Here is a 20,978-nt window from a genome sequence, read left to right as displayed (position 1 = left end):
AGGTTGAGTCCCAGTGAGCCGCGACCCTTGATCAGTGACCCGTTGCTATTGCCAGGGGTTCACTCAGGGTTACGATGCTGCACTGGAGTAGACAGATGATTATTGTACCTGTTAATGCAATTAATTCTTAATTGAGTTCTAATTAGAGGCTGTTGAATAAGTATTGTGGTGGGGAGAGGCAACTCTTAACACTGATAGGGAGGATAATCTGTTGGCAGACGATCGCGCTTATTGGTTAGCTTGGTCACAAGTCCCGCGTGTGGGACCGGTGTTACTGCGACGCCTACAGCAGCATTTTGACACATTAGCAGAGGCTTGGGCGTCTCCAGCCAGGGAGTTGGGTCAAGTGGAAGGGTTTGGGCGGCAATTAGTTCAGGCTGTGGAGAAGACGCGATCGCACCTCAATCCCCAACAGTTTCTGGAACAACACTGTATCAAAAATCCCTATTTCTGGACACCCACTGATCCCGACTACCCCCGCTTATTACTAGAGATTCCCAGTCCGCCGCCCGTATTGTACTATCGCGGACAAGTGGATCAGCAGGAAAATCAGGGGATGAAGCCGATGGTTGCGATCGTCGGAACTCGTGAACCGACGGATTATGGCAAGCGTTGGACGAGAAAAATTAGTGCAGCGCTGGCAAAAAAGGGCTTTACTATCGTATCTGGAATGGCAGCCGGGATTGATACCGAAGCCCACAAGGGATGTTTAGAGGCGGGTGGGAGAACGGTAGCGGTTTTTGGCACAGGAATTGATGTGATTTATCCACCCCGGAATAAATTACTGTATGAAACTATTTTAGACCGGGGATTAGTATTAAGTGAATATCCCGCCGGAACCAAGCCGAATCGTCCCCACTTTCCCCAACGCAATCGCATTATTGCCGGGTTGAGTCGGGCGGTTTTAGTGATGGAAGCGCCAACAAAATCAGGGGCGTTGATTACGGCGTATCAAGCCAATGAGTTTTGTCGGGATGTCTATGCGTTACCGGGTTCCTTGGATAATCCTAATGCGGTGGGATGTTTGGGATTATTGAATCGGGGAGCAAGTGTGATTTTGAGTGAAGGGCATTTGTTAGAGATGTTGGGAGCGATACCGGAATTGGATAGCGGGAAACAGTTATCTTTATTTGAGCCAGAACCTGTTAAAGCGACGCCGAAGTTAGCGCCAGAGTTGGCAAAGGTGTTTCAGGTTTTAGGGATTGAACCGACGCCTTTGGATGTGATTGTTCAGGAAACGGGGATGACAGTAGCGGAGATTTCCGGTGTTTTGTTGCAGTTGGAATTAGAGGGGTTAGTGTCGCAGTTGCCGGGGATGTTATATCGGCGAAATTGATAAATTATTTTATCGTAGGGGCGCACAGACGTGCGCCCGGTTTTAGGGCTGTGTACCTGCACGTTTTTATTATTTCCCCCTCATCCCCTAACCCCTTCTCCCACCCAGGGGAGAAGGGGAACCGGACTCTCTTGCTCCCCTCTTGCTCCCCTCTTGCTCCCCTCTCCCAAGCTTGGGAGAGGGGCTGGGGGTGAGGGCTGGGAATGCCTGCGGTGAGGCTCTGCCTCCCCTGATAGTTTCGGTTTGACTGAGCTAAATTATCGGGTATGTTAGCGTTCGCGTAGCGTTCTCAAAGGGTAGCGTAACGCACCATGACTGTTGTAGTAAACGATGGGAACGTTTATGGCGAAGACAGCGCAACTACAAACCTCTAAATTGCCTTAAAGACTATCTGGATCAATATTCAACTCCCGCAATTTTGCCGCTAACCGTTCAGCGCGTTGCGCTTCTTGTTCTCGCTGTTGTTCTAATTCTAAATAGGACAAAAACCGTTGCCCATCTGGTCGATATAATTCTAACCCTGTTTCTGTTAATTCAAACCGCACCGTTAAGCGAGGACTGACCCAGCCGGACATGGGTTCAATGACTTCTAATAGTCCCTCTATTCTTTGCCACCCTCTCAAGTTTTTATTGTCTGGATCATAGAGGTAATATTCTTCCACACCATAACGGTTATAAAATGCCAGTTTTTTATCCATTTTGGTCTGGCTGTCATGATAGGAACGGATTTCAAAGACAACCTGCGGCGGGATATTATTTTCGCGCCATTGTAGGTAGGAACGGCGATCGCGTTTCGGTACGCCAAACACAACCATAACATCGGGCGCTTGGGAGATGGTGTTATTGCCTTCAACTGGATACCAAAGTAAATCTCCGGCTACAAATACATTGGGGTCATCTTTAAATAAAGCATCACAGCCGCCTTGGATTTTGGTAATCCATTGATATTGAAGGGTGCTGTCTGCCATGGGTTTACCATCACTAGAGGGATAAATGATTTCTTCTTTGGCGAGTGTCATAGTCTTAAAACCTAAGTAGAATTTACTTAGTTATATGTTGTTGTGTTGTCGTTGAGGGATATTGATTAAATTGTATCAAAATTTGCATCTCTAATAAGATTATCCTGTAGGGGCGACCCGCTTGCATAAATTGACAACTCCAGAAACAGGGCGGGTTTACATAAGTTACCAGTTTTGAAGATCATGTTATCGGTAAAACCCGCCCCTACAGACGATCGGGTCGCCCTTTGTTTTCAGGGGAATTATAAACATCTGAGTCGGGGCGGGTTTAGTCACATCTGGGTGCAACCAAAAAGATAGTTGTGAAACCCGCCCCTACACATTTAACACGAATGTCGCTGAATTAAGTTCGTAGTAGGCACGAAGCGTGCCAGAAGCGCTAAAGCGCTGACTACAAACTCTAAAGTCAGTGCCTTTTCACTTAACACTAACGTTGTTTAGATTGGATTCTGTAAATAAAATTTATGGCTAATATTATAGCATATTTAAGTATTTTAATTCTCTAATTGTGCCAATTTATTCTGAGCAAAATTCCTAACTTGCTCATCAGGATCATTTTCGGCTCTGTCGCACAGCAAGGGTAGAGTCTGGGGATGGTTAGGATATTGTTTGATAATGATATGAAGTGCTAATTGCCGAGGATTGTTTTGCCAGTCCTTCTCTCGCACAAAGGGATCATTCAGAGCGCGAGCGCGTAATAATTCAAATAGCCATGGCTCATCTTTCCAGCCTTTGGCTAATTCTTCCACTGCTGCAAGTCGCACACGCCAATCGTCATCAGATTGGGCTTTTTGTTTGAGAATCGGTAAGGTGTCTGGGTCATTTTTCCAGCCTCTGGCTAATTCTTTCTAATGCCAAATATTGCAATAAGGTAGACTTACCTGAACCCGGATCACCGAGAATCACCAGATAGGGATAGTTATCTTTATCTTGAATAATTTCTCTGATAGAACAAATCGGCTGTTGAGAATAAACCTGTTTATAGTCGGTTAACTCTTCGATGGATATATCTGTATCAAGTTGATTACTCTCTCGCAGTCGCCATTGATGTTCTTTGGGGAGTTCATAGACTTGGGGTAATACCTGATGAACTTGTCGCACATTTTGGGGAATGAAGAGTCGCCAGAGTTTCAGTTGGTTATAGGCGCAGCCTGTTGTGTCTAAACTGGATAGATTTAAGTTGCTGTAGCGTTCCCGTAATCCCTCTTGATATTTGGGTAAATTAAAATCCGGAGGAATTCCAGCAATTTCTCGAACTTTTTCTTCTATGGATTCCTGAATCTCTAATTCTAACAGTTCCTTTAATTTTGGCGAATTTCGGACAAGGCGTTTCACTTCCTTGACATATTTCTTGGCAATCCCATCCCAGTTAAACCCAGTCGGCATATTGGGTGAATAGCGCTGTACCCAAATGGTTCTTAGTTGATTGGCGTCAATTCCTCGGCAATCTTTTTCAAAGGCTTTTCCCAATAGCGGTTTTACCTCGTCATCTCGGATAAACCGCCCGATTTCGACTTGATAGGTGTCGCGGATTTCTGCTCCCGTTAACTCACATTCAAATAGTTCATCTTCGATTAGTTTCAAGAATTGGGCTAAAGCTTCCAGTAAGGATTTCTTGAGGACATCCGGTGAGGCTAATAGTACCCCCTTGCTGAGGCAGTCTTTGAAAAAATCGTTAACGTATTCTTCCAGCTTTTCCTGCTGTAATTTCAGCCAAATCTGCTTGAGTTCTAAGTTTTTAACGATTAAAGCGCCGACACTACTCAAAGCTGTCCCCGGTTCCACCATGATGCAATTCCTACAGGAAACTCATTTTTACCATTTTAGGCAAGAATACTTTTGTCGGTTGGGTTGAGGTAAGTAGGCTGAGACTTCTCGTACTCGCCTAGGAGAACTTGAAGGGTAGAGTAACCTAACTTTAATGGTACTGAAAATTTGCATTTTTGGCTCGCCGAAACTCTTGATATAGCGTAGGGTGGGCATTGCCCACCAACATACCAGTCAGTGCCATTCAACCTAACTTCAGTATCAGAAGGCACTCAGGTTGGGGGTATCTGATTGTCCCTTGTTAACGGGCGGGTAATTTCCGCTGCGCTGCACAGGGGTTAGCCTGTTGGGTAACAAGCGTCAACCCAACCTACTGGCTACTGGCGTGGCTTGAGGTGTAAGTGGGGTGTAGTGACGTGGCTCACTTTATTTGATGAATTAATCTTACGCCCGGAAAACCTATAAAATCAGGGGCTCGCATCCCCTACTACGAACATAGACTTTATCCTGATACTATTTCTCGTAATACATTATCCATAAATGTATGACAAATGTATGTCATTCTTGTCTGACGATTCGCTGAATAAGTCAGGGTTTCATATAGAGCTTGGTTGGCTTAAAGATAAAATTTTAATTCTGCAAATAGAAAACTAATTAACTTGAATACTGTTTTTTATTTATTGCCCATAAATTATAAACAATTGATAAATTTGTTGCCGAAAATACATCCAGTGCAATAGCATAGGAATGATGTCGAAAACAGTCTGATCGGATAAAAAAGCTGGGTGTCTCTAGTGGTCTGGGTTAAACGCTCCTATAGAATGTATATCAATCAAAGCCAATAGCTCGTCAGGTTATTTGGCTTCAATCTTGCTCAAACCCAGCATTTGTGTACAGGCTGACTTTCTATTCTCAATTCAGCCAAAAACGATGATAGGCTCTCGTCCTACAGATTGGCTAAACCAGGGTTATCTCTAAATTATGTTGAACGAGCAAACTTAAATTCAACTGAACTAAACAGCAAGTATCCTGCGATGACCTACACCTTGACAGACTTACGATTTTGCAGCATACGTTTGGCTTATCCTTTAGGAAAAATGCCCTGAGTGAATTTATCGGTAAAGATGTAACCAATTTCATCCCTGTGCTAAGAGTATTCGGGTAAAAACCCATCCCCCCTAATCTGGCAAAACAGAAGACTAGGGGAGCTCCAAGGAAATGAATGGACTGTATTTTTTCGCCTCCCGTCTCCGGAAGGGAGATGGATTTGTTCAACGGAATCTAGAGTGGTAGGTAACCAGCCATGTTGAGGACTTTTCTCAAAAATTTATCCAACCAGAAAAAACTTCAGAATCAAATCTTATTGCTGCTGTTTTTTAGCAGTCTTATTCCCGTCTCAATTGTGGGACTTTATGGGATATTTTCGTCCTCGACTGCCTTATCCGAAGTCTCGGAAACTAAACTTGAGGACAGGGTTACTGATGATGCCGAAAATATTGATGCTGTCTTAGATGGGATTAATGAGGATGTCTTGTTTCTGAGCAAAATCCCCGCTATTCAAGGGATTATCCGATCGCAAGACGGTGGCGGAACGGATTCCGAAAGTAATCAGTCGGCTGATGTTTGGGTAAACCAAGCCCAGACCATTTTTGAGAGTCTAATGCAGGCGAAGTCTCAATATATGCAGCTGCGATTTCTTGACGAAAATGGTCAGGAAGTGGTCAGGGTTGATTCCGATGGAACAACAACGACAGTTATCCCCAAATCTGAGTTGCAAAATAAAGGCGATCGCGACTATTTTGTGGAAACGATGAAACTGGATCCAGGTGAGGTTTATGTCTCCCCGGTTAACTTAAATCAAGAACAAGGAAAAATTGAAACCCCGTTTAAACCAGTAATTCGCTACGCCACACCTGTTGCTGATGCAGCCGGTACAAAACAGGGAATTGTGATTGCCAATGTTTTTGCTAACAAGTTTCTCATATATATCGAGGATGCCAATTTAAGCAAGGGCGAAACCGCCTTACTGGTTAATGCAGAGGGCTACTATCTCTCTCATCCCAACGATGAGAAAGAATGGGGATTTGATCTGGATAATGACGAAACCTTGGCAAAGGATTATTCTGACCAAATCGTTGAACAAATTCTGCAAGGTAAACAGGGATTAATTGGTACAGGAAGCAATGAGCTAATCAGCTACGCCACCGTTGATCCAGATCCCAATCAACCTGGCTTTTTAGTGGCTATCCGTACTGTTCCCAAAAGCACAGTTTTTGCGTCTGTGACGGCTTTTAAAGTGGTAGCGACGCTGATTATTTTAATCTCCCTCGCCGCTGTGTTACCCGTGGGCGTTTTCCGAACTCGTCAACTGGCAGATTTAGTTAAACAAATTGTGACTCGTATCTCCACCGCTAGCCAAGAAATCTTTTCCACCTTAGAAGAACAAGAACGGGTGGCGAGTCAGCAAGCGGCTTCGGTGAATGAAACCACTACCACCATGGATGAGTTAGAAGCCTCCTCCCGACAATCTGCTGAACAAGCCAAGGCTGCTGTAGCCGCCGCCCAGAAAGCACTGGATCTGACGAAAGGGGGAACCCAAGCGGTTGGTGAAACCCTGGAAGGGATGTACACTCTGGAAAATAAAGTTGGCGCGATCGCACAACAGATTGTTCGTCTTTCTGAACAGGCAAATCAAATTGGTAGTATTTCCCAGTTGGTGTCTGAATTAGCCAACAAAACCAATATGTTAGCCCTCAATTCCTCCGTAGAAGCGGTGCGTGCGGGAGAACATGGGAAAGGCTTCTCTGTGGTTGCCAATGAAATTCGCAAATTAGCCGATCAAAGTCAACAATCGGCTGACAAAATTGGCATACTGGTGTCCGAAATTCAAAGCGCGATTAACTCAACTGTAATGGTGACAGATGAAGGAACCAAAACCGTGGCATCCGGTGTGCAAATTGCCCAAAAAACTAATGAAGCGTTCACCGGTGTAGCCGATGCGGTGGACAAAGTAGTGCTAAACAACCAACAAATATCGCTGAACTTAAAACAGCAAGTCGATGCGATTCAACAAGTCGTTGAAGCGATGGAAACCATTAATAAGGGGGCAAAAGAAACCGCCACAGGAATTAATCAAACCAAGATCGGGACTCAGCAACTGAACGAAACCTCTCTGGAATTGCAAGAGATGGTTTAACTGAGCCGGGGTGATGTAGAGACGCGCCATGGCGCGTCTAGGGATCTTGTAGAGACGTTCCGGTGGAACGTCTGGAAGCTAGAGCAAATTGTGTAGGGGCGGGTTTCACTACTATCTTTTCGGTTACACCCAGATGTAAATAAACCCGCCCCGACTTGACAAATAACTAATGACAAATGACAAATGACGAATGACAAATGACGAATGACAAAGGACAAATGACAAATGACTAATCATGATCATAGAAGACGAAGAACTGCGAAATCTGTATAAAACGGCGGGTGAAGAACGGCTAAAGAAACTCACTGTCGGTTTGCACCATCTACAAAAAAATCCAGAGCATGAAACAACCTTAGAACAGTTGCTGCGAGATGTTCACAGCTTAAAAGGAGACTCTAAAAGTTTAGGCGTTAAAACTGTCGAAACCATTGCCGATCGCATAGAATGGACTCTGGGACGGATTAAACGCCAAAAGCTGGTTTTTTCGCCGTCAGTGAGCCAATGTCTTGATCATGGATTAGATGCAATTCGTCTTTTAATTGCGGAAGCAATAACAGGTAAACCAAGCGGCGTTAATTTAACTGAAATACTGGATCATTTTCAACAACTCGCTAGTGAACCAGCAGAGAACGCCGCAGGTAGAGAGATTCCATCAGAACCTCTAGAGAGAGAGGATATGAGCGCTGAATCATCTGAATTAGCCGAAAGCTATATCGACGATGATGAACTCCGAGAAGTTTATCAACTGGCTAGTCGTGAACGATTACAAACCCTAGAAGCTGGGTTGCGTCATTTGACAGAAAATCCAGACGATGAAGCTATCTGGGAACAGTTGCGCCGGGAAGCCCATAGTATTAAAGGCGATTCTCGTAGCGTTGGGGTGGAAACCGTGGAAATTTTGGCTCATCCCCTAGAGGAAATTATCGAGAACCTTAAATCCCAACCCACGGCGTTTACCCCAGATGTTAGCCAAACCTTACATCAAGGAGTAGAGGCAATTAGTAAATTAGTCCAGGAAGCCGTAACCGGTCAACCCAGTGCGGTGGATACCACTCAGGTACTAGAACAATTTATGCTAGTGCTGGAAAATTGCCAACAATCGGCTGTGGCGTCGCCAATTCAAGAGGAACCCGGGCTTGTCGGGGCGGGTTTTACCGATACCCTTGAGCCGACAACCGATAACGGAACCAAACCCACCCCGCCTCAACCGTCTCCCCCATCCCAACTCGCCGAAAGCTATATCGATGATGATGAATTACGAGAGGTGTATCAACTCACCAGTGGTGAACGATTGCACAGCCTGGAAACGGGGTTAAATGATTTAGCCCAAAATCCAGACAACGACGCAATCTGGGAAGAGTTACGCCGAGAAGTTCATAGTCTTAAAGGCGATTCTCGCAGCGTTGGGGTGGAAACCGTGGAAATTCTGGCTCATCCCCTAGAAGAAATTATCGAGAACCTTAAATCCCAACCCACAGCGTTTACCCCAGATATTAGCCAAACCTTACATCAAGGAGTAGAGGCAATTAGCAAATTAGTCCAAGAAGCGATAACCGGTCAACCCAGTGCGGTGGATACCACTGAGGTGCTGGAACAATTTATGCTGGTGCTGGAAGATTGCCAACAATCGGCTGTGGCGTCTCCAATTCAAGCCGAACCAGGGCTTGTCGGAGCGGGTTTTACCAATACCCTTGAGCCGACAACCGATAACGGAACCAAACCCACCTCGCCTCAACCGTCTCCCCCACCCCAACTCGCCGACAGTTATATCGACGATGATGAATTGCGAGAGGTGTATCAACTCGCCAGTGGCGAACGGTTGCAGATTTTAGAAGCCGGGTTACTGCATTTAGAAAAATATCCCGATGATCAGGCGACTTTAGATCAATTATTGCGGGAAGCCCATAGTCTCAAAGGCGATTCTCGTAGCGTTGGCGTCGAATCGGTGGAAACCCTCGTCCATCATATTGAAGAAATTCTCGATCGGATCAAACATCGACAACTTGGTTTTACGGTCAAAGTCAGTGAAAGCCTCTATGATGCATTAGAAGCCATCCGTCGCTTAGTCAATGAAGCGGTAACGGGTCAACTTCAGGGTGTGGATACAGTGCAAGTGCTGCACCAATTAATCGACGCCATTGAAGCATCAGCCCAATCTCCCCCGGTGATACCTGTCTCCAAATCGGCGACACCCTTATCATCTAATCCCGTCTCTCGTCGGGATTCGGTAACGATTGTGGGGTTACCTGATGTCCAATCTTCACCCTCGCCACCTCCCCTCAGCGCCACGTTTATTGACGATGAGGAAATGCGGGATGTTTATAAACTCGCCAGCCTTGAACGCTTACAGAAGCTAGAAACCGGGTTACTGCAATTAGAAAAGCAGCCGGATGACTCAACCACATTAGACGAATTATTGCGAGAAGCCCATAGTTTAAAAGGAGACTCCAGAAGCGTCGGCGTTGAACCCGTGGAAGCCTTAATCCACCACGTTGAAGAGATTTTGGGTGGGATTAAACTCCAGCCAACTATTCTAACTCCAGAAATTAGCGATCGCTTGTATCGAGGATTGGATGCGATGGGTAAACTGGTACAGGAAGCGGTGACGGGTCAATATCAGGGTGTGAATACTACGGCGGTTCTCAACCAATTACTGGAAGTGTCTCTTCCTAACTTACCGAATGCGGTACCGACTCCCGCCCCACCTCCAGCACCCAAAACCCCAACCCTAAGTGACACCTACCGGATTGATACGATTCGGGTTCCTACTCGTGATTTAGATGCGTTAATGGTGCAAGCGGAAGAATTAAATGTGACAAAACTTCGCATCGCTTACGCCGCGTCAGAAATTGAGGAAATGGTGACACTTTGGCAAGACTGGAAAGCCTTTTATCGTCAATCCGGTGAGGCGACAGCTACGGAAGTTAACCCATTTCAAGAACTCTTAGATCAAAAGATTAACGCCTTACGCACCGCCACTCAGGAAAATACCTCCAACCTGGATTTAATTGCAGAGGATTTACGGGAGAGAATTCAAACCCTACGCCAGTTACCGCTGTCTACTATCTTCCAGTTATTTCCCCGTATGGTGCGGGATTTAGCCCGCAAACAGTCGAAACAGGTAGAGTTAATCATTGAAGGGGGAGATACGACGGCGGATAAAACTATTCTAGAAGATATTAAAGATTCTTTAACCCATCTGATTCGTAACGCGATCGATCATGGGATTGAGACACCCGAAGAACGGCAGAAATTAGGCAAACCCCCAGGGGCAAAAATTTGGCTCCGGGGTAATTTAATTGGGAATACGATTATCATTGAAGTCACCGATGATGGGCGGGGGCTGGATATTGAACAAATTAAGCAAACCGCAATTAAACGGAAGCTTTACCAACCCGATGAGTTGGAACGGATGAATCCCAGCCAAATTTATGACCTAATTTTTGCCCCAGGATTCTCCACCCGCAGCTTTATTACTGAAATTTCTGGTCGAGGGATTGGCTTAGATGTAGTCCGGACAAACATTGAACGACTCAAAGGCGCGATCGCGATCGAATCAACTCCCAATCAAGGTAGTACATTCCGCATCCAACTTCGCACCACCTTAGCCACGGTTAATGCCTTATTTATCGAGGTTCAGGGAATTGTTCAAGCCCTCCCGATTGAATTCGTCCAAACCAGTTTACTCCTTTCCCCCGATGAAATAGAAACTATTGATGGGCGGGAGACGTTAAACTGGCAAGGTCAAAGGGTTCCCGTCGCCAATCTTGCCGATGTCTTGGAACTCTCGAACTCTCCCGCCTACGCTCTTATCGCCAAAAAAGAAATACCGCTATCTGACTTGCGATCGTGTATTTTACTCAAGGTTGGTGATGAAGTTTCGGGATTTTTAGTCGATCGACTTTTGGATACCCAAGAAATCCCCCTCAAACCTCAAAGTTCGTTATTAAAGCGGGTCAAAAATATTTTGGGTGCAACGATTCTCCCCACTGGGGACGTTTGTATGATTCTCAATCCGGCTGATTTAGTTAAGTCCGGACAAAAGCAAACTACCGCAACTGTTTCTGTTAAAGCCAATACAGTTATACAAACGAAACCCACGATTCTCTTAGTCGAAGATTCTCTCCCAGTTCGGACTCAAGAACGACGACTTTTAGAAGGGGCGGGATATGAAGTGGTGATTGCGGTTGATGGATTAGATGGCTATACCAAACTTAAAAGCCGTCATTTTGATGCCGTAGTTTCTGATGTAGAAATGCCTCATTTAGACGGGTTATCTTTAACCGCAACGATTCGCCAGCATTCTGAATATCAAGACTTACCAATTATTTTGGTCACCACCTTGGATTCAGAAGCCGATCAACAAAGGGGTGCAGAAGCCGGAGCGGACGCTTACATTATTAAAGGTAAGTTCAACCAAGCGTTTCTATTAGAAACCATCAGCCGATTGGTTTAATTGACTTAAGGTTCGTTTGTTCGTTCGTAAGTAGTCGGCACTTTAGTGCCATCAGCGCTGAAGCGCTTACTACAAACCCTGAGACCATTTCTTTCGTTCGTTCGTAAGTAGTCGGCACTTTAGTGCCACAAGCGCTAAAGCGCTTACTACAAACCCTTAGACTATCAACGACTAACAAATAATAAATGACGATTAAAGTTCTATTAGTTGAAGACTCCAAAATATCCCTAGTCATTCTCAGACGAATTATCAATGAATTCCCTCAACTTGAGGTTGTCGGAGAAGCGCAAAATGGGTTAGAAGCATTGAGCCTAATTCCTCAAGTTAAACCCGATGTAATTTGTACCGACTTACACATGCCACAGATGGATGGGTTAGAATTAACCACTGAAGTCATGAGTCATCATCCCCTACCCATTTTGGTCTTGAGTGTATCAGTACAACAGGAAGATACCCATCATATCTTTGATGTCCTCGAAGCTGGCGCCGTCGAAATTTGTCCCAAGCCTCTAGCTGGCTTAACCACAGAAAACCAAGAATTTAGACGGGAATTAGTTAATAAAATTAGTATCATTTCTGGGGTTAAAGTTTTTAAACGAAAACGCAGATATTCGCTGCCACGCCAAGCCGTTAATCTGAACAATCTGACCACGGCTCCAACCAAATCATACCCGAAGCCTAAAATAATTGCCATTGGCACATCAACGGGCGGACCTCCAGCATTGCAGGAAATTTTTTCCCAACTTCCCGCCAATTTTTCGGTTCCCATACTTTGTGTACAACACATTTGTAATGGATTTTTACAGGGCTTAATCGATTGGTTATCTCAAACCTGTAAACTGCCGATTAAAATTGCTAAATCGGGAAATAAACCGCAACCCGGAATTATTTATTTTCCTCCCGAACAACATCAGCTAAAATTAGATAATCAGGGTAATTTTGTTTGTTCAGATGCCATGCCTTTAGACGGACATTGCCCATCAGCAACGGTCACATTTGAGTCAGTAGCAAAAGTTTATGGCAAGAAAACAACCGCCATATTATTAACCGGAATGGGCAGAGACGGCGCACAAGGAATGTTTACAGTTACCCAAGCGGGGGGTTTAACCATTGCTCAGGATGAAGCCACATCAATCATCTTCGGAATGCCCAAGGAAGCCATTGAATTAGGAGGAGCTAGGGAAGTCTTACCTCTGAACGCGATCGCGCCAATGTTGCTGGAACTTTTACAAAAACAGTCGATTCTACAGTAAACCGATTAGGTAATGAATGTGTCAACACCCAAACAGTTAAGTCCTAAAATAAAACAAGGCTTTATTCGCTTAATTGCTCACCATACAGGTTTAGTTATTCGAGAGCGAGATCAAGCCGCTTTACAAGACAAAATTTTCGCCAGGATGAAGGCAATTAAACTAGCCTTTCCGGAAGATTATTATTTGCTGCTAAATTGTCAAACCAGAGAAGCCGAACAAGAGTGGAACAATTTAGTTGTTTTGCTCACTAATCTGGAAAGTTACTTTTTTCGCGATAAAGAGCAATGTAATTTACTCAAAACTCAAATTTTACCGGAACTGCTCCAGCGCCATCAAGCCGATAAAACCTTACGTCTTTGTAGTGCGGGATGTTCAACGGGAGAGGAACCCTATTCCCTGGCGATTATGCTCAACGAACTGATTCCAGATATTCAGAAATGGAACCTAGTTATTTTTGGCATCGATATTAATCAAGAGGCGCTAGACAAAGCAAAACAAGGAATTTATCGGGCTTGGTCATTAAGAAGTATTGATCCCAAAATCAAACACAACTATTTAAAGCCGATCAAGAATCACTACCACATTGATGACAAAATTAAATCATTAGTGAAATGGCAACAAATCAATTTAGTCAAAGATCCTTTCCCACAAGCTCACTTAGATTTACAAGAGTTTGATTTAATTATTTGTCGAAATGTCTTTATCTACTTTGAATCCTCCGCCATTGCCCAAGTTTTGGATAAGTTTTACCACGCCCTCCAGCCCTTAGGCTATCTGATTACCGGGCATTCTGAACTGTATGGTCAAGTTTTAAAGCAGTTTCAAACCAATGTTTTCCCCGAATCCTTAGTTTATCAACGTCAAACCGAGAGCTTAGTCTATACACCTTTAGGCGATGTCCCTAGTCCGCTAACTTGGGATACTGAAGATGATTACACCTTAACGTTTAATCCGGAAACCCTCGAAAATGACCTAGAAAAAAATACAATCAAAATGCAGCATGTGGCATTGAATCTGCTCAAACAGTTACCGCCCAATACTCCCCTACAAAAATTAGGCAATTTGACGCCATCTGAACTGATTAAACAACTCCAATCCTCTTTAAATAGTATCGATCCAGACTCCCCATGACAGACAACTCCTATTTTAGTTTCGGTTTAAATGATCGGCTGTATGGTATCAGTACAGCTTACGTGGAGGAAGTCTTTCCTCTCCCAGAATTAATATCCATTCCCGAAGCGCCGCGTGAAATGATTGGCGTGGTCAATTTGCGGGGAGAAATGATACCCGTTATCGATTTTAATCAGAGTCTTGGCTTACAATCATCGAACTATCGTTTAACCGACAGTATTATCGTTATAAGACGAGAAAAAACCAAAGTTGGGATGATTGTGAATCAGGTTTGTGAAGTCCTGACGATAGCCCCAGATGAAATTACCACTGAACTTGAGCCGAATCAAACCGTTAGCGAAAATGGCGTCATTGGTGGACTCACCCGCCATGCAGGTGATATCCTTATTTTAAGTGATCCAGAGAATTGGTTAAGCTCAATAGATAGCCACACCTTTAAATTAGTGGAGAACTATCTCAACCAAGAACTTAACCGAAATCAATCGAGTGGAGAATTACTTACCAAACAAGCCGTATTTGTTCCAAATGCGACACCCGAAGAACGAGAGGTTTTCCGAGAACGAGCGAATAGTCTCAAGCTTCCCTTCGAGAGTCAAGACTTAACCAGTGTCAAACCGTTAACGATTATTGTTTTAAATGATCAATTATTCGGGATTGATTTAGGAATCGTGCGGGAGTTTACCGATATCCAACAGGTGACACCGATTCCCTGTTGTCCCCCTCATATTGTGGGAAACATGAATCTGCGCGGGGAAATTGTCACCTTAGTGGATATTCGCCCGGTGTTGAAATTGCCCTTAACCCCGATAACCCGAAGTTCCAAAGCGCTGATTGTGCAGATTGAGGAGATTTTGGCGGGTGTGATTGTTGAAGACGTGCGTGAATCGATGTTCCTGCTGAATCGGCTCCAGATCATCGCCGTGACTCCTGAAATGATTAGCATAAATCCTGACTATTTGCAAGGAAAAGCAGTCTATGGGGAAAAAATGATCAGCATTCTGGATGTACCGAAAATTTTCTTAACTGGTGGCTTAATTGTAGAACAAGTGGTTTGATTGTCATTTGTCATTCGTCATTCGTCATTCGTCATTCGTCATTCGTCATTTGTCATTCGTCATTCGTCATTTGTCATTCGTCATTCGTCTTATGTAAAGTCGGGGCTGGTGTAGGGTGCGTTAGCGAAGCGTAACGCACCATTTCAAACGATAATAGTAAAACCCGCCCCGACACAATCTCCCCCATCTCCCTCAATTCTCAAGACGAACACAGCAGGTTGATCAGAGATTGGGGTATTTCTTCAAAATGCTCTAACAAAAAATCCATGATTGCTAGATGGCGCAAATCAACGGGTTTAGGCGGGTAATATCCTTGACCTCGGTTGAACCAATTCTGTACAGTCCCCAGGGAACGGGAACAGATATGAGACAATTGCTCATACGTGACATCCCATTTGCCATAAAACTGCTTTGGCGTCATCCCTAATTCACAGTAACAATACAGGTCAATAATGTATTTTTCCCGCTGGTTAATGGGGCGGAGATTGTGTCGCCGTCGGGGATAATAGCGTTCAGTTGGACATTGCACAGATAGGGGCGGTATCCCCCGGCGAGAATGGGTGGGATAACGGTAGGAGTTGCCATTCTCTTGATTGGGTTCAACAGTATCAGGTATTTTTTCTAAATCCGCTTCAGCCGCCGTATCCGTGGTTACCCAACCTGCACTGGGAGAATCAGAGGCGAGTTGGATGATGTAATAAACCATCCATTGATGGTGATTGTAGTCATAGAAACGCCCCAGAATTACGCCCCAGTCAGGATTAGCGGTTTTCCACTGAACGCGATCGCCTTCTTTATAGCCAGGGGTGGAGAATGGCAAATGGCGGCTACAGAAATTCTCCCCCAGCTTCCCCTGCTCCCCCAGCTTCCCCTGCTCCCTTATCTCCTCCATCTCCTCACCATGACGCAGGGTATTTAAAGTACCAGCGATGAGTTTACCGTTGAGGCTTTGAATCAATTCTTGGATAAATAGCTGTGCGATCGCATGGACTTCTGCATCGGTTAGGTGCATTTGCAATGCATCGAAGTCAATGTCGCGGTAATGCTTGAGTCGAGAGAGGAGTTGGTTAATGCCAAATTCCGCTAACGCTTGCTGGGCAGTTGTTTCGGGCGTATGGGAATTGTCGAATTGAGGGGGTAACGGTTTCATGGCGTTCTTTTGTTTATGTTGCGATAATATAATTTTATCACAAAATAATGTTATAACAAAAATAACCAAATGAAAACCCCTCTCCCACGCCGGGGAGAGGGGCTGGGGGTGAGGGGGAAATGTTGAGGAGTAGATAGACACAGCTTAAAACCTTGCCAGCATTGGTTTTCTACCTTAAGTTGACACGGATGACTGACGTGCGCCCGATTTAATGGTGAAATTTAAACCCCATTGTAGCTGTGCCGAGCCAGTGGGGTGATACACCTGAACCAGATAGATTAGCCTTATGTGTAGAAATTGTAGGGGCGAAAGCATTGCGCCCAATCATCCTTTTCAGTTGGCTGACTCACAGAATAAATGCTAAGACTAATACGGTAGACTGACAAAAAAACATGGGCAGAAAAATTGTCGGAATGATTAGTAGTTATCGTGGGCTTAATCAAGCGGACTGGCTATGGCAACAAACGCCAAACCCTTGTGGAATCTGGGATAACATTCAAATGCTCTCCCAAGCCTCTGAGCCTGATTTTCTGCTCATGTACCAGTATTCCTTTCCCAAACCTAGTCCCCAACTTCCCTGGTGGCAACGTTTACGCCAAAAAAAGACATCAAAACCCGATGTAGCCTCCCAGTTACGCGGCGTTCCCAAAGAGCGAATCATCTACTTATTACGAGAACCGCCCCTGGAAAAAGTTGTTCAAACTAATCGGGCAAATTATGAAGCCGCGAAAGAGTATTGTGGTTACATTTCAGGTCCCGATGATTTTGCCCCAACCCCTGATTATATGCCCGCGATTTGGTATCACGCTAATTCCTTCCGAGAATTAAATGAAATGATACCACCGGAAAAAATACACGCTTGTAGTTGGATCACCTCTGGAATTGATCGTACTCCTGAACATCGTCAACGTTTAGCCTTCTTGAAGTCACTACAAGATAGTGGATTTGAGTTTGACCTCTACGGGCGCGGATTACCCGACTGGGCACAGGCAAAGGGTAGCCTGAAAAACAAATGGCATGGCATGGCACCGTACTACTATAATCTCGCGATCGAAAACTATGCCGGGAATGATTGGTATGTCAGCGAAAAACTCTGGGATGCTTTACTCGCCTGGTGTTTACCCATTTACTACGGAGGTTCAGCAGCGGATAAATTACTGCCACCGGGAAGCTTTTTGCGACTCCCTAGCTTAGATGAGCAGAGCATCGCTTATATTAAAGAAGTAACCTCAACCCCCGATGCTTGGTATGAAGCCAAGGACGCGATCGCACAAGCCAGACAAATCATCCTACACAAACTCAATCTCCTGAACTGGTTATCTGATTTTGTCGCTAAATTCGATTAAACATCATGGACGGAATTTGTACCCTAGCTAGTGACCCAGTTTACGACCAACTGGTTGCCTTACTCAACAGTATTGAGGCAATTGTTGGGTCACAAATGCCTGTCTGTGTCTATCCCTACAACGACAACACGACAAAAATTGCGGCGGAAATTGCCCGTCGTCCCAACGTTCAACTCTATGATAATCTTGAGTCCATCCAGGGCTGGGATCAGTTTGCTCAATCTGCCTGGGATAGTCATCCCACAGCCCACCAACGTTGGCGTCAACTTGGTAGTAGCGGTTATCATCGATTCGGTACTCATCGGCGTTACTGTGCTTTTGATGCCCCGTTTGAGCGCTTCCTGTATATGGATGCGGATACATTGCTGATGTCACCTGTCGAGTTTATCTTGGCTAAACTTCAGGACAATGACTGTGTGGTTTATGACTTTCAGCACAAAGACTTAACTCATGTCTATAATATTGATTCGCCCCAGCTAACGGAACTCTTCCCTCCCAAAAGACTGAAAACAGAAATCTTTTGTTCGGGTTTTTATGCCTCGAAACAAGGCTTATTTGATCAAGAACGGCGCAACTGGATCATTGGTCAACTCGAAGCAGGAGAGGCTGAAGTTCTTTATCCCATGGCACCGGATCAAACTCTCCTCAACTACATGATGATGCGACCGAATTTATCGATCTATAATTTCGCGTTAGAGTTATCCCAAGCCCAAAGAACAGGATGTTGTGTAACTTCAGCACATTTTCAGGAAAAAGACCATATTCTGTATGATAAAGGCAATCGACTTACTTATATGCACTACATTGGCGTATCTTCCCAATTAATTGCTAAAGTCTGTGCTGGCGAAAATATTGATTTTCCGTATCGAGATTTGTTTTTACATTATCGCTATCTTCACGAACCACAGAAAAAGCCACAATTTACCACTAAACCCAAACCTTACAATCAACCTCCCAGTTTACCTCAGCGACTCTTGAAAAAATTGAAATTATCTTAATCAAACTCCAAAATTATTAATATAACTCAAGCAAATGACCAAAAAACGCGGCATTTATATTACAGCAAATGACAAAGTAATCGAACAGGCGATCGCGCTGCTCAAAAGTATCCGCTTGCATGATCCGGATACGCCGATTTGCTTAATTCCTTATGATGATAATCACCAAACCATTGCTCAAATTTTAAAAGACTCCTATCAGGTAGAACTCTATAAAGACTTAGACTTTATTGAACGTCTTTCCAATCAGTTATACGAAATATTTGGCAAAGGATTTTTTGCTCGCCCAAATCAATTCCGTAAACAAGCTTGTTGGTTTGGTGCATTTGATAAATTTATTTATATTGATACAGATATTGTTGTCTTTAATAAAATAATAGAGACAACCGACTATTTAGATCAGTATGATTTTATTTGTTATGACTATCAACATAGCGGTGGAATCAAAAATGTATTTACGCCAAAAGTTTTAGAAGACGGTGTATTTAGCGAGAATGATATTCAGGATATGTTCAATGGTGGATTTTGGGGAGCCAAGAAAAATACGATATCAGAGGAAACGCTCTATCAAACATTCACCGAATGTGCATCACATCCGGAATACTTTGACTTTTCCCAAAAAACATCAGATCAACCCATCATTAACTATATGATCTTGAAGCAGGTTCCCCAGCGATTTAATATCGTGCGCCGCCCCGGTGGTGCCCCAGGAAGTTGGGCGGGTAGCAAACATTTTCAGGTTCAAGATCATCACCTCATTGATCCGAATGTCAATCAACCGCTAGACTATTTACACTGGGCAGGGATTCGCATCCAGCCAGGTTGCCCCTATTGGGATATCTGGAAATATTATCGCTATCTTGGTGAACATATCCCGGATGATGAATTTTTACAGATCCAGAAACAGCAAAATCTGTGGCAACGGATTCAAAAAAAAATTAGCCGTAATATCATGTCCTGACGATTGCCCATAATTGCCATGTTTTAAAAACAAGGGTTTCAGGGGTTTTTATTCAGGGTATTTGAGTAAAATAATATAGTAATTAGCGTTTAAAGCTAATTACAGTTTAACATATTTAGGGTCGGCTGAATAAGTCGGTTAGACACAACTGATGGATTAAGTAGTTATATACAGACGACAGTAGACATGATCGTTTATTGTTAACAATCCAGCTAATTATAAGCTTTAATAATAAATTAACTCCGAATTCTCTCGTCTTCTTGAGCTTGTACATCTACCTAATCATGATGCAAAAATTTTGAGCGATTTTACCAGATTTCCTTGCACAAAGCCAACTGTCAATACCACTCAAAGCATTTATTGATAAGAGTTTCGGCTTTGTGCAGCAGCCCCTATTTATACCAGCCAATGGGAACAATTTAATCCAGTAAGTTCTTGTAGTTGAAGAATGTCATCCCGGTAAATCTCAATAAGTTTCCGTCTCACTTCCTCTGATAATGGTGGTATAGGCATTTCAGTCTTTTGGGCAACGAAGCGTTTGATCTGTGGGAATACCGGCTTAAGGAAAAACTTCAAATAAGTTTTAATGTTACTGTTAGCGCGAATAACTTCCACAACATTCAAAATGATTCCTTGACGACTGAGTTTACTCTTGTGATAACGACGATTGGCACTCAGCTCAAAATTGGGGTTTACACCAATAAACATTAAAATTTCTTTAAAAAAATCATCTTTTTTAGTTGCCAAATCATCATAAATCATTAATTGAATTTGTTCTCTATCAAATAACTCAAAATAGGTTTTAAGATATTTATAGTAGTATCCGGGTTGCAAAAACTCTTTTGATTCTAAAATATTTAACTGAATGCTTTCTATATTGTCTTTTGTTATGATTTCCTCATTGAAAAGAGCGTGGGAGTAAGCCCTTTCAACAGGATTACGAAGTACCGCAATAAGCTTAGCGTTGGGGAATAAGCGCTTAATTCTTGCCGGAATTCCTTCTCCATGAAGATACACGCTAGAAACTTCGCCTAACGCAATTTCGCTGCGGGCATTTTCGTATTGAGCGAGATATTCACCTGCATCATCAAGGGAACTGATATGACGTTTTGCTAAAAGATCCGTACCCTTGTTTGGAATTAAATACACCTCTGGATGCTGTTGCAGGTAGTAATGGAGAGATGTTGTGGCAGCTTTATGGGCTCCTATGACTAGAAAGGTTGGATGTTTTGTTGTAGGTTTTATCATATTTAAACAAGATGTTAGACTAGTGAAATTTAGTTAATTTGCGGATATTTCCTAACTTGATA

General features: G+C 43.8%; 15 protein-coding genes. 10 read left to right on the top strand and 5 right to left on the bottom strand.

Features of this window, described 5'->3' with window-relative positions; genetic code table 11:
* Positions 1-211: 211 nt before the first annotated feature.
* Positions 212-1,336, top strand: a complete 1,125-nt coding sequence (dprA, locus tag RIG27_RS12460; protein ID WP_446345537.1) for a DNA-processing protein DprA — start codon at positions 212-214, stop codon at positions 1,334-1,336.
* A 380-nt stretch (positions 1,337-1,716) separates the two neighbouring features.
* On the opposite strand, the gene RIG27_RS12455 is transcribed toward dprA, so the two are convergent.
* The 3 genes from RIG27_RS12455 to RIG27_RS12445 all read right to left on the bottom strand — a co-directional run bounded on the left by RIG27_RS12455 (position 1,717) and on the right by RIG27_RS12445 (position 4,143).
* Positions 1,717-2,355 (bottom strand): Uma2 family endonuclease, encoded by a 639-nt coding sequence (locus RIG27_RS12455; RefSeq protein ID WP_446345535.1) that lies wholly within the window; start codon positions 2,353-2,355, stop codon positions 1,717-1,719.
* Between the two features lie 494 nt (positions 2,356-2,849).
* The gene (locus tag RIG27_RS12450; RefSeq protein WP_446345533.1) at positions 2,850-3,119 is read right to left on the bottom strand and encodes a hypothetical protein; all 270 of its coding nucleotides are present in this window, start codon (positions 3,117-3,119) and stop codon (positions 2,850-2,852) included.
* A gap of 55 nt (positions 3,120-3,174) precedes the next feature.
* Positions 3,175-4,143 carry a hypothetical protein gene (locus RIG27_RS12445; protein ID WP_446345532.1) on the bottom strand — a complete coding sequence of 323 codons (969 nt, stop codon included), beginning with the start codon at positions 4,141-4,143 and terminating at the stop codon, positions 3,175-3,177.
* Between the two features lie 1,282 nt (positions 4,144-5,425).
* On the opposite strand from RIG27_RS12445, the gene RIG27_RS12440 reads away from it, so the two are divergent.
* The 6 genes from RIG27_RS12440 to RIG27_RS12415 all read left to right on the top strand — a co-directional run bounded on the left by RIG27_RS12440 (position 5,426) and on the right by RIG27_RS12415 (position 15,347).
* Positions 5,426-7,318 (top strand): methyl-accepting chemotaxis protein, encoded by a 1,893-nt coding sequence (locus RIG27_RS12440; RefSeq protein ID WP_446345530.1) that lies wholly within the window; start codon positions 5,426-5,428, stop codon positions 7,316-7,318.
* Between the two features lie 235 nt (positions 7,319-7,553).
* Positions 7,554-11,774, top strand: coding sequence for an Hpt domain-containing protein (locus RIG27_RS12435; protein WP_446345528.1), 4,221 nt, complete (start codon positions 7,554-7,556; stop codon positions 11,772-11,774).
* A gap of 185 nt (positions 11,775-11,959) precedes the next feature.
* A complete protein-coding gene (cheB, locus tag RIG27_RS12430; protein ID WP_446345526.1) occupies positions 11,960-13,027 on the top strand; it encodes a chemotaxis-specific protein-glutamate methyltransferase CheB in 1,068 nt (355 codons plus the stop codon).
* An 18-nt stretch (positions 13,028-13,045) separates the two neighbouring features.
* The gene (locus RIG27_RS12425) at positions 13,046-14,158 is read left to right on the top strand and encodes a CheR family methyltransferase (RefSeq protein ID WP_446345524.1); all 1,113 of its coding nucleotides are present in this window, start codon (positions 13,046-13,048) and stop codon (positions 14,156-14,158) included.
* Positions 14,155-15,213 (top strand): chemotaxis protein CheW, encoded by a 1,059-nt coding sequence (locus RIG27_RS12420; protein WP_446345522.1) that lies wholly within the window; start codon positions 14,155-14,157, stop codon positions 15,211-15,213. Before RIG27_RS12425 ends, RIG27_RS12420 begins: the two co-directional genes overlap by 4 nt.
* Complete coding sequence (locus tag RIG27_RS12415; protein ID WP_446345520.1) at positions 15,210-15,347, top strand: hypothetical protein; 138 nt, start codon at positions 15,210-15,212, stop codon at positions 15,345-15,347. Before RIG27_RS12420 ends, RIG27_RS12415 begins: the two co-directional genes overlap by 4 nt.
* A 65-nt stretch (positions 15,348-15,412) precedes the next feature.
* On the opposite strand, the gene RIG27_RS12410 is transcribed toward RIG27_RS12415, so the two are convergent.
* The gene (locus RIG27_RS12410; protein WP_446345518.1) at positions 15,413-16,363 is read right to left on the bottom strand and encodes a hypothetical protein; all 951 of its coding nucleotides are present in this window, start codon (positions 16,361-16,363) and stop codon (positions 15,413-15,415) included.
* A 392-nt stretch (positions 16,364-16,755) separates the two neighbouring features.
* Between RIG27_RS12410 and RIG27_RS12405 the strand changes: the two genes are divergently transcribed.
* From RIG27_RS12405 to RIG27_RS12395, 3 genes are read left to right on the top strand one after another with little or no spacing between them, the layout of a single operon-like run.
* Complete coding sequence (locus RIG27_RS12405) at positions 16,756-17,709, top strand: glycosyltransferase family 10 domain-containing protein (protein WP_446345516.1); 954 nt, start codon at positions 16,756-16,758, stop codon at positions 17,707-17,709.
* 5 nt (positions 17,710-17,714) lie between these two features.
* On the top strand, positions 17,715-18,707 hold the full coding sequence (locus RIG27_RS12400; RefSeq protein ID WP_446345514.1) for an Npun_R2821/Npun_R2822 family protein: 993 nt from the start codon (positions 17,715-17,717) through the stop codon (positions 18,705-18,707).
* A gap of 34 nt (positions 18,708-18,741) precedes the next feature.
* Positions 18,742-19,668 (top strand): Npun_R2821/Npun_R2822 family protein, encoded by a 927-nt coding sequence (locus tag RIG27_RS12395; protein WP_446345512.1) that lies wholly within the window; start codon positions 18,742-18,744, stop codon positions 19,666-19,668.
* Positions 19,669-20,064: 396 nt separating this feature from the next.
* Here RIG27_RS12395 and RIG27_RS12390 read toward each other — a convergent pair whose 3' ends face one another.
* Positions 20,065-20,916 carry a sulfotransferase gene (locus tag RIG27_RS12390; protein ID WP_446345510.1) on the bottom strand — a complete coding sequence of 284 codons (852 nt, stop codon included), beginning with the start codon at positions 20,914-20,916 and terminating at the stop codon, positions 20,065-20,067.
* Between the last annotated feature and the right edge of the window lie 62 nt (positions 20,917-20,978).

Origin of the sequence: Coleofasciculus sp. F4-SAH-05 (assembly GCF_040222985.1) — a bacterium.
Taxonomy (GTDB): Bacteria; Cyanobacteriota; Cyanobacteriia; order Cyanobacteriales; family Coleofasciculaceae; genus Coleofasciculus; species Coleofasciculus chthonoplastes.
Note: the sequence above shows the minus strand (reverse complement) of the source record. Positions and strands in the feature narration are given on the sequence as shown.

Bases quoted from the DNA above. Each gene is read 5' to 3' on its own strand.
- RIG27_RS12455 (WP_446345535.1), bottom strand. From the start codon at position 2,355: ATGACACTCGCCAAAGAAGAAATCATTTATCCCTCTAGTGATGGTAAA.
- RIG27_RS12445 (WP_446345532.1), bottom strand. From the start codon at position 4,143: ATGGTGGAACCGGGGACAGCTTTGAGTAGTGTCGGCGCTTTAATCGTT.
- RIG27_RS12440 (WP_446345530.1), top strand. From the start codon at position 5,426: ATGTTGAGGACTTTTCTCAAAAATTTATCCAACCAGAAAAAACTTCAG.
- RIG27_RS12435 (WP_446345528.1), top strand. From the start codon at position 7,554: ATGATCATAGAAGACGAAGAACTGCGAAATCTGTATAAAACGGCGGGT.
- cheB (WP_446345526.1), top strand. From the start codon at position 11,960: ATGACGATTAAAGTTCTATTAGTTGAAGACTCCAAAATATCCCTAGTC.
- RIG27_RS12420 (WP_446345522.1), top strand. From the start codon at position 14,155: ATGACAGACAACTCCTATTTTAGTTTCGGTTTAAATGATCGGCTGTAT.
- RIG27_RS12410 (WP_446345518.1), bottom strand. From the start codon at position 16,363: ATGAAACCGTTACCCCCTCAATTCGACAATTCCCATACGCCCGAAACA.
- RIG27_RS12405 (WP_446345516.1), top strand. From the start codon at position 16,756: ATGGGCAGAAAAATTGTCGGAATGATTAGTAGTTATCGTGGGCTTAAT.
- RIG27_RS12400 (WP_446345514.1), top strand. From the start codon at position 17,715: ATGGACGGAATTTGTACCCTAGCTAGTGACCCAGTTTACGACCAACTG.
- RIG27_RS12395 (WP_446345512.1), top strand. From the start codon at position 18,742: ATGACCAAAAAACGCGGCATTTATATTACAGCAAATGACAAAGTAATC.
- RIG27_RS12390 (WP_446345510.1), bottom strand. From the start codon at position 20,916: ATGATAAAACCTACAACAAAACATCCAACCTTTCTAGTCATAGGAGCC.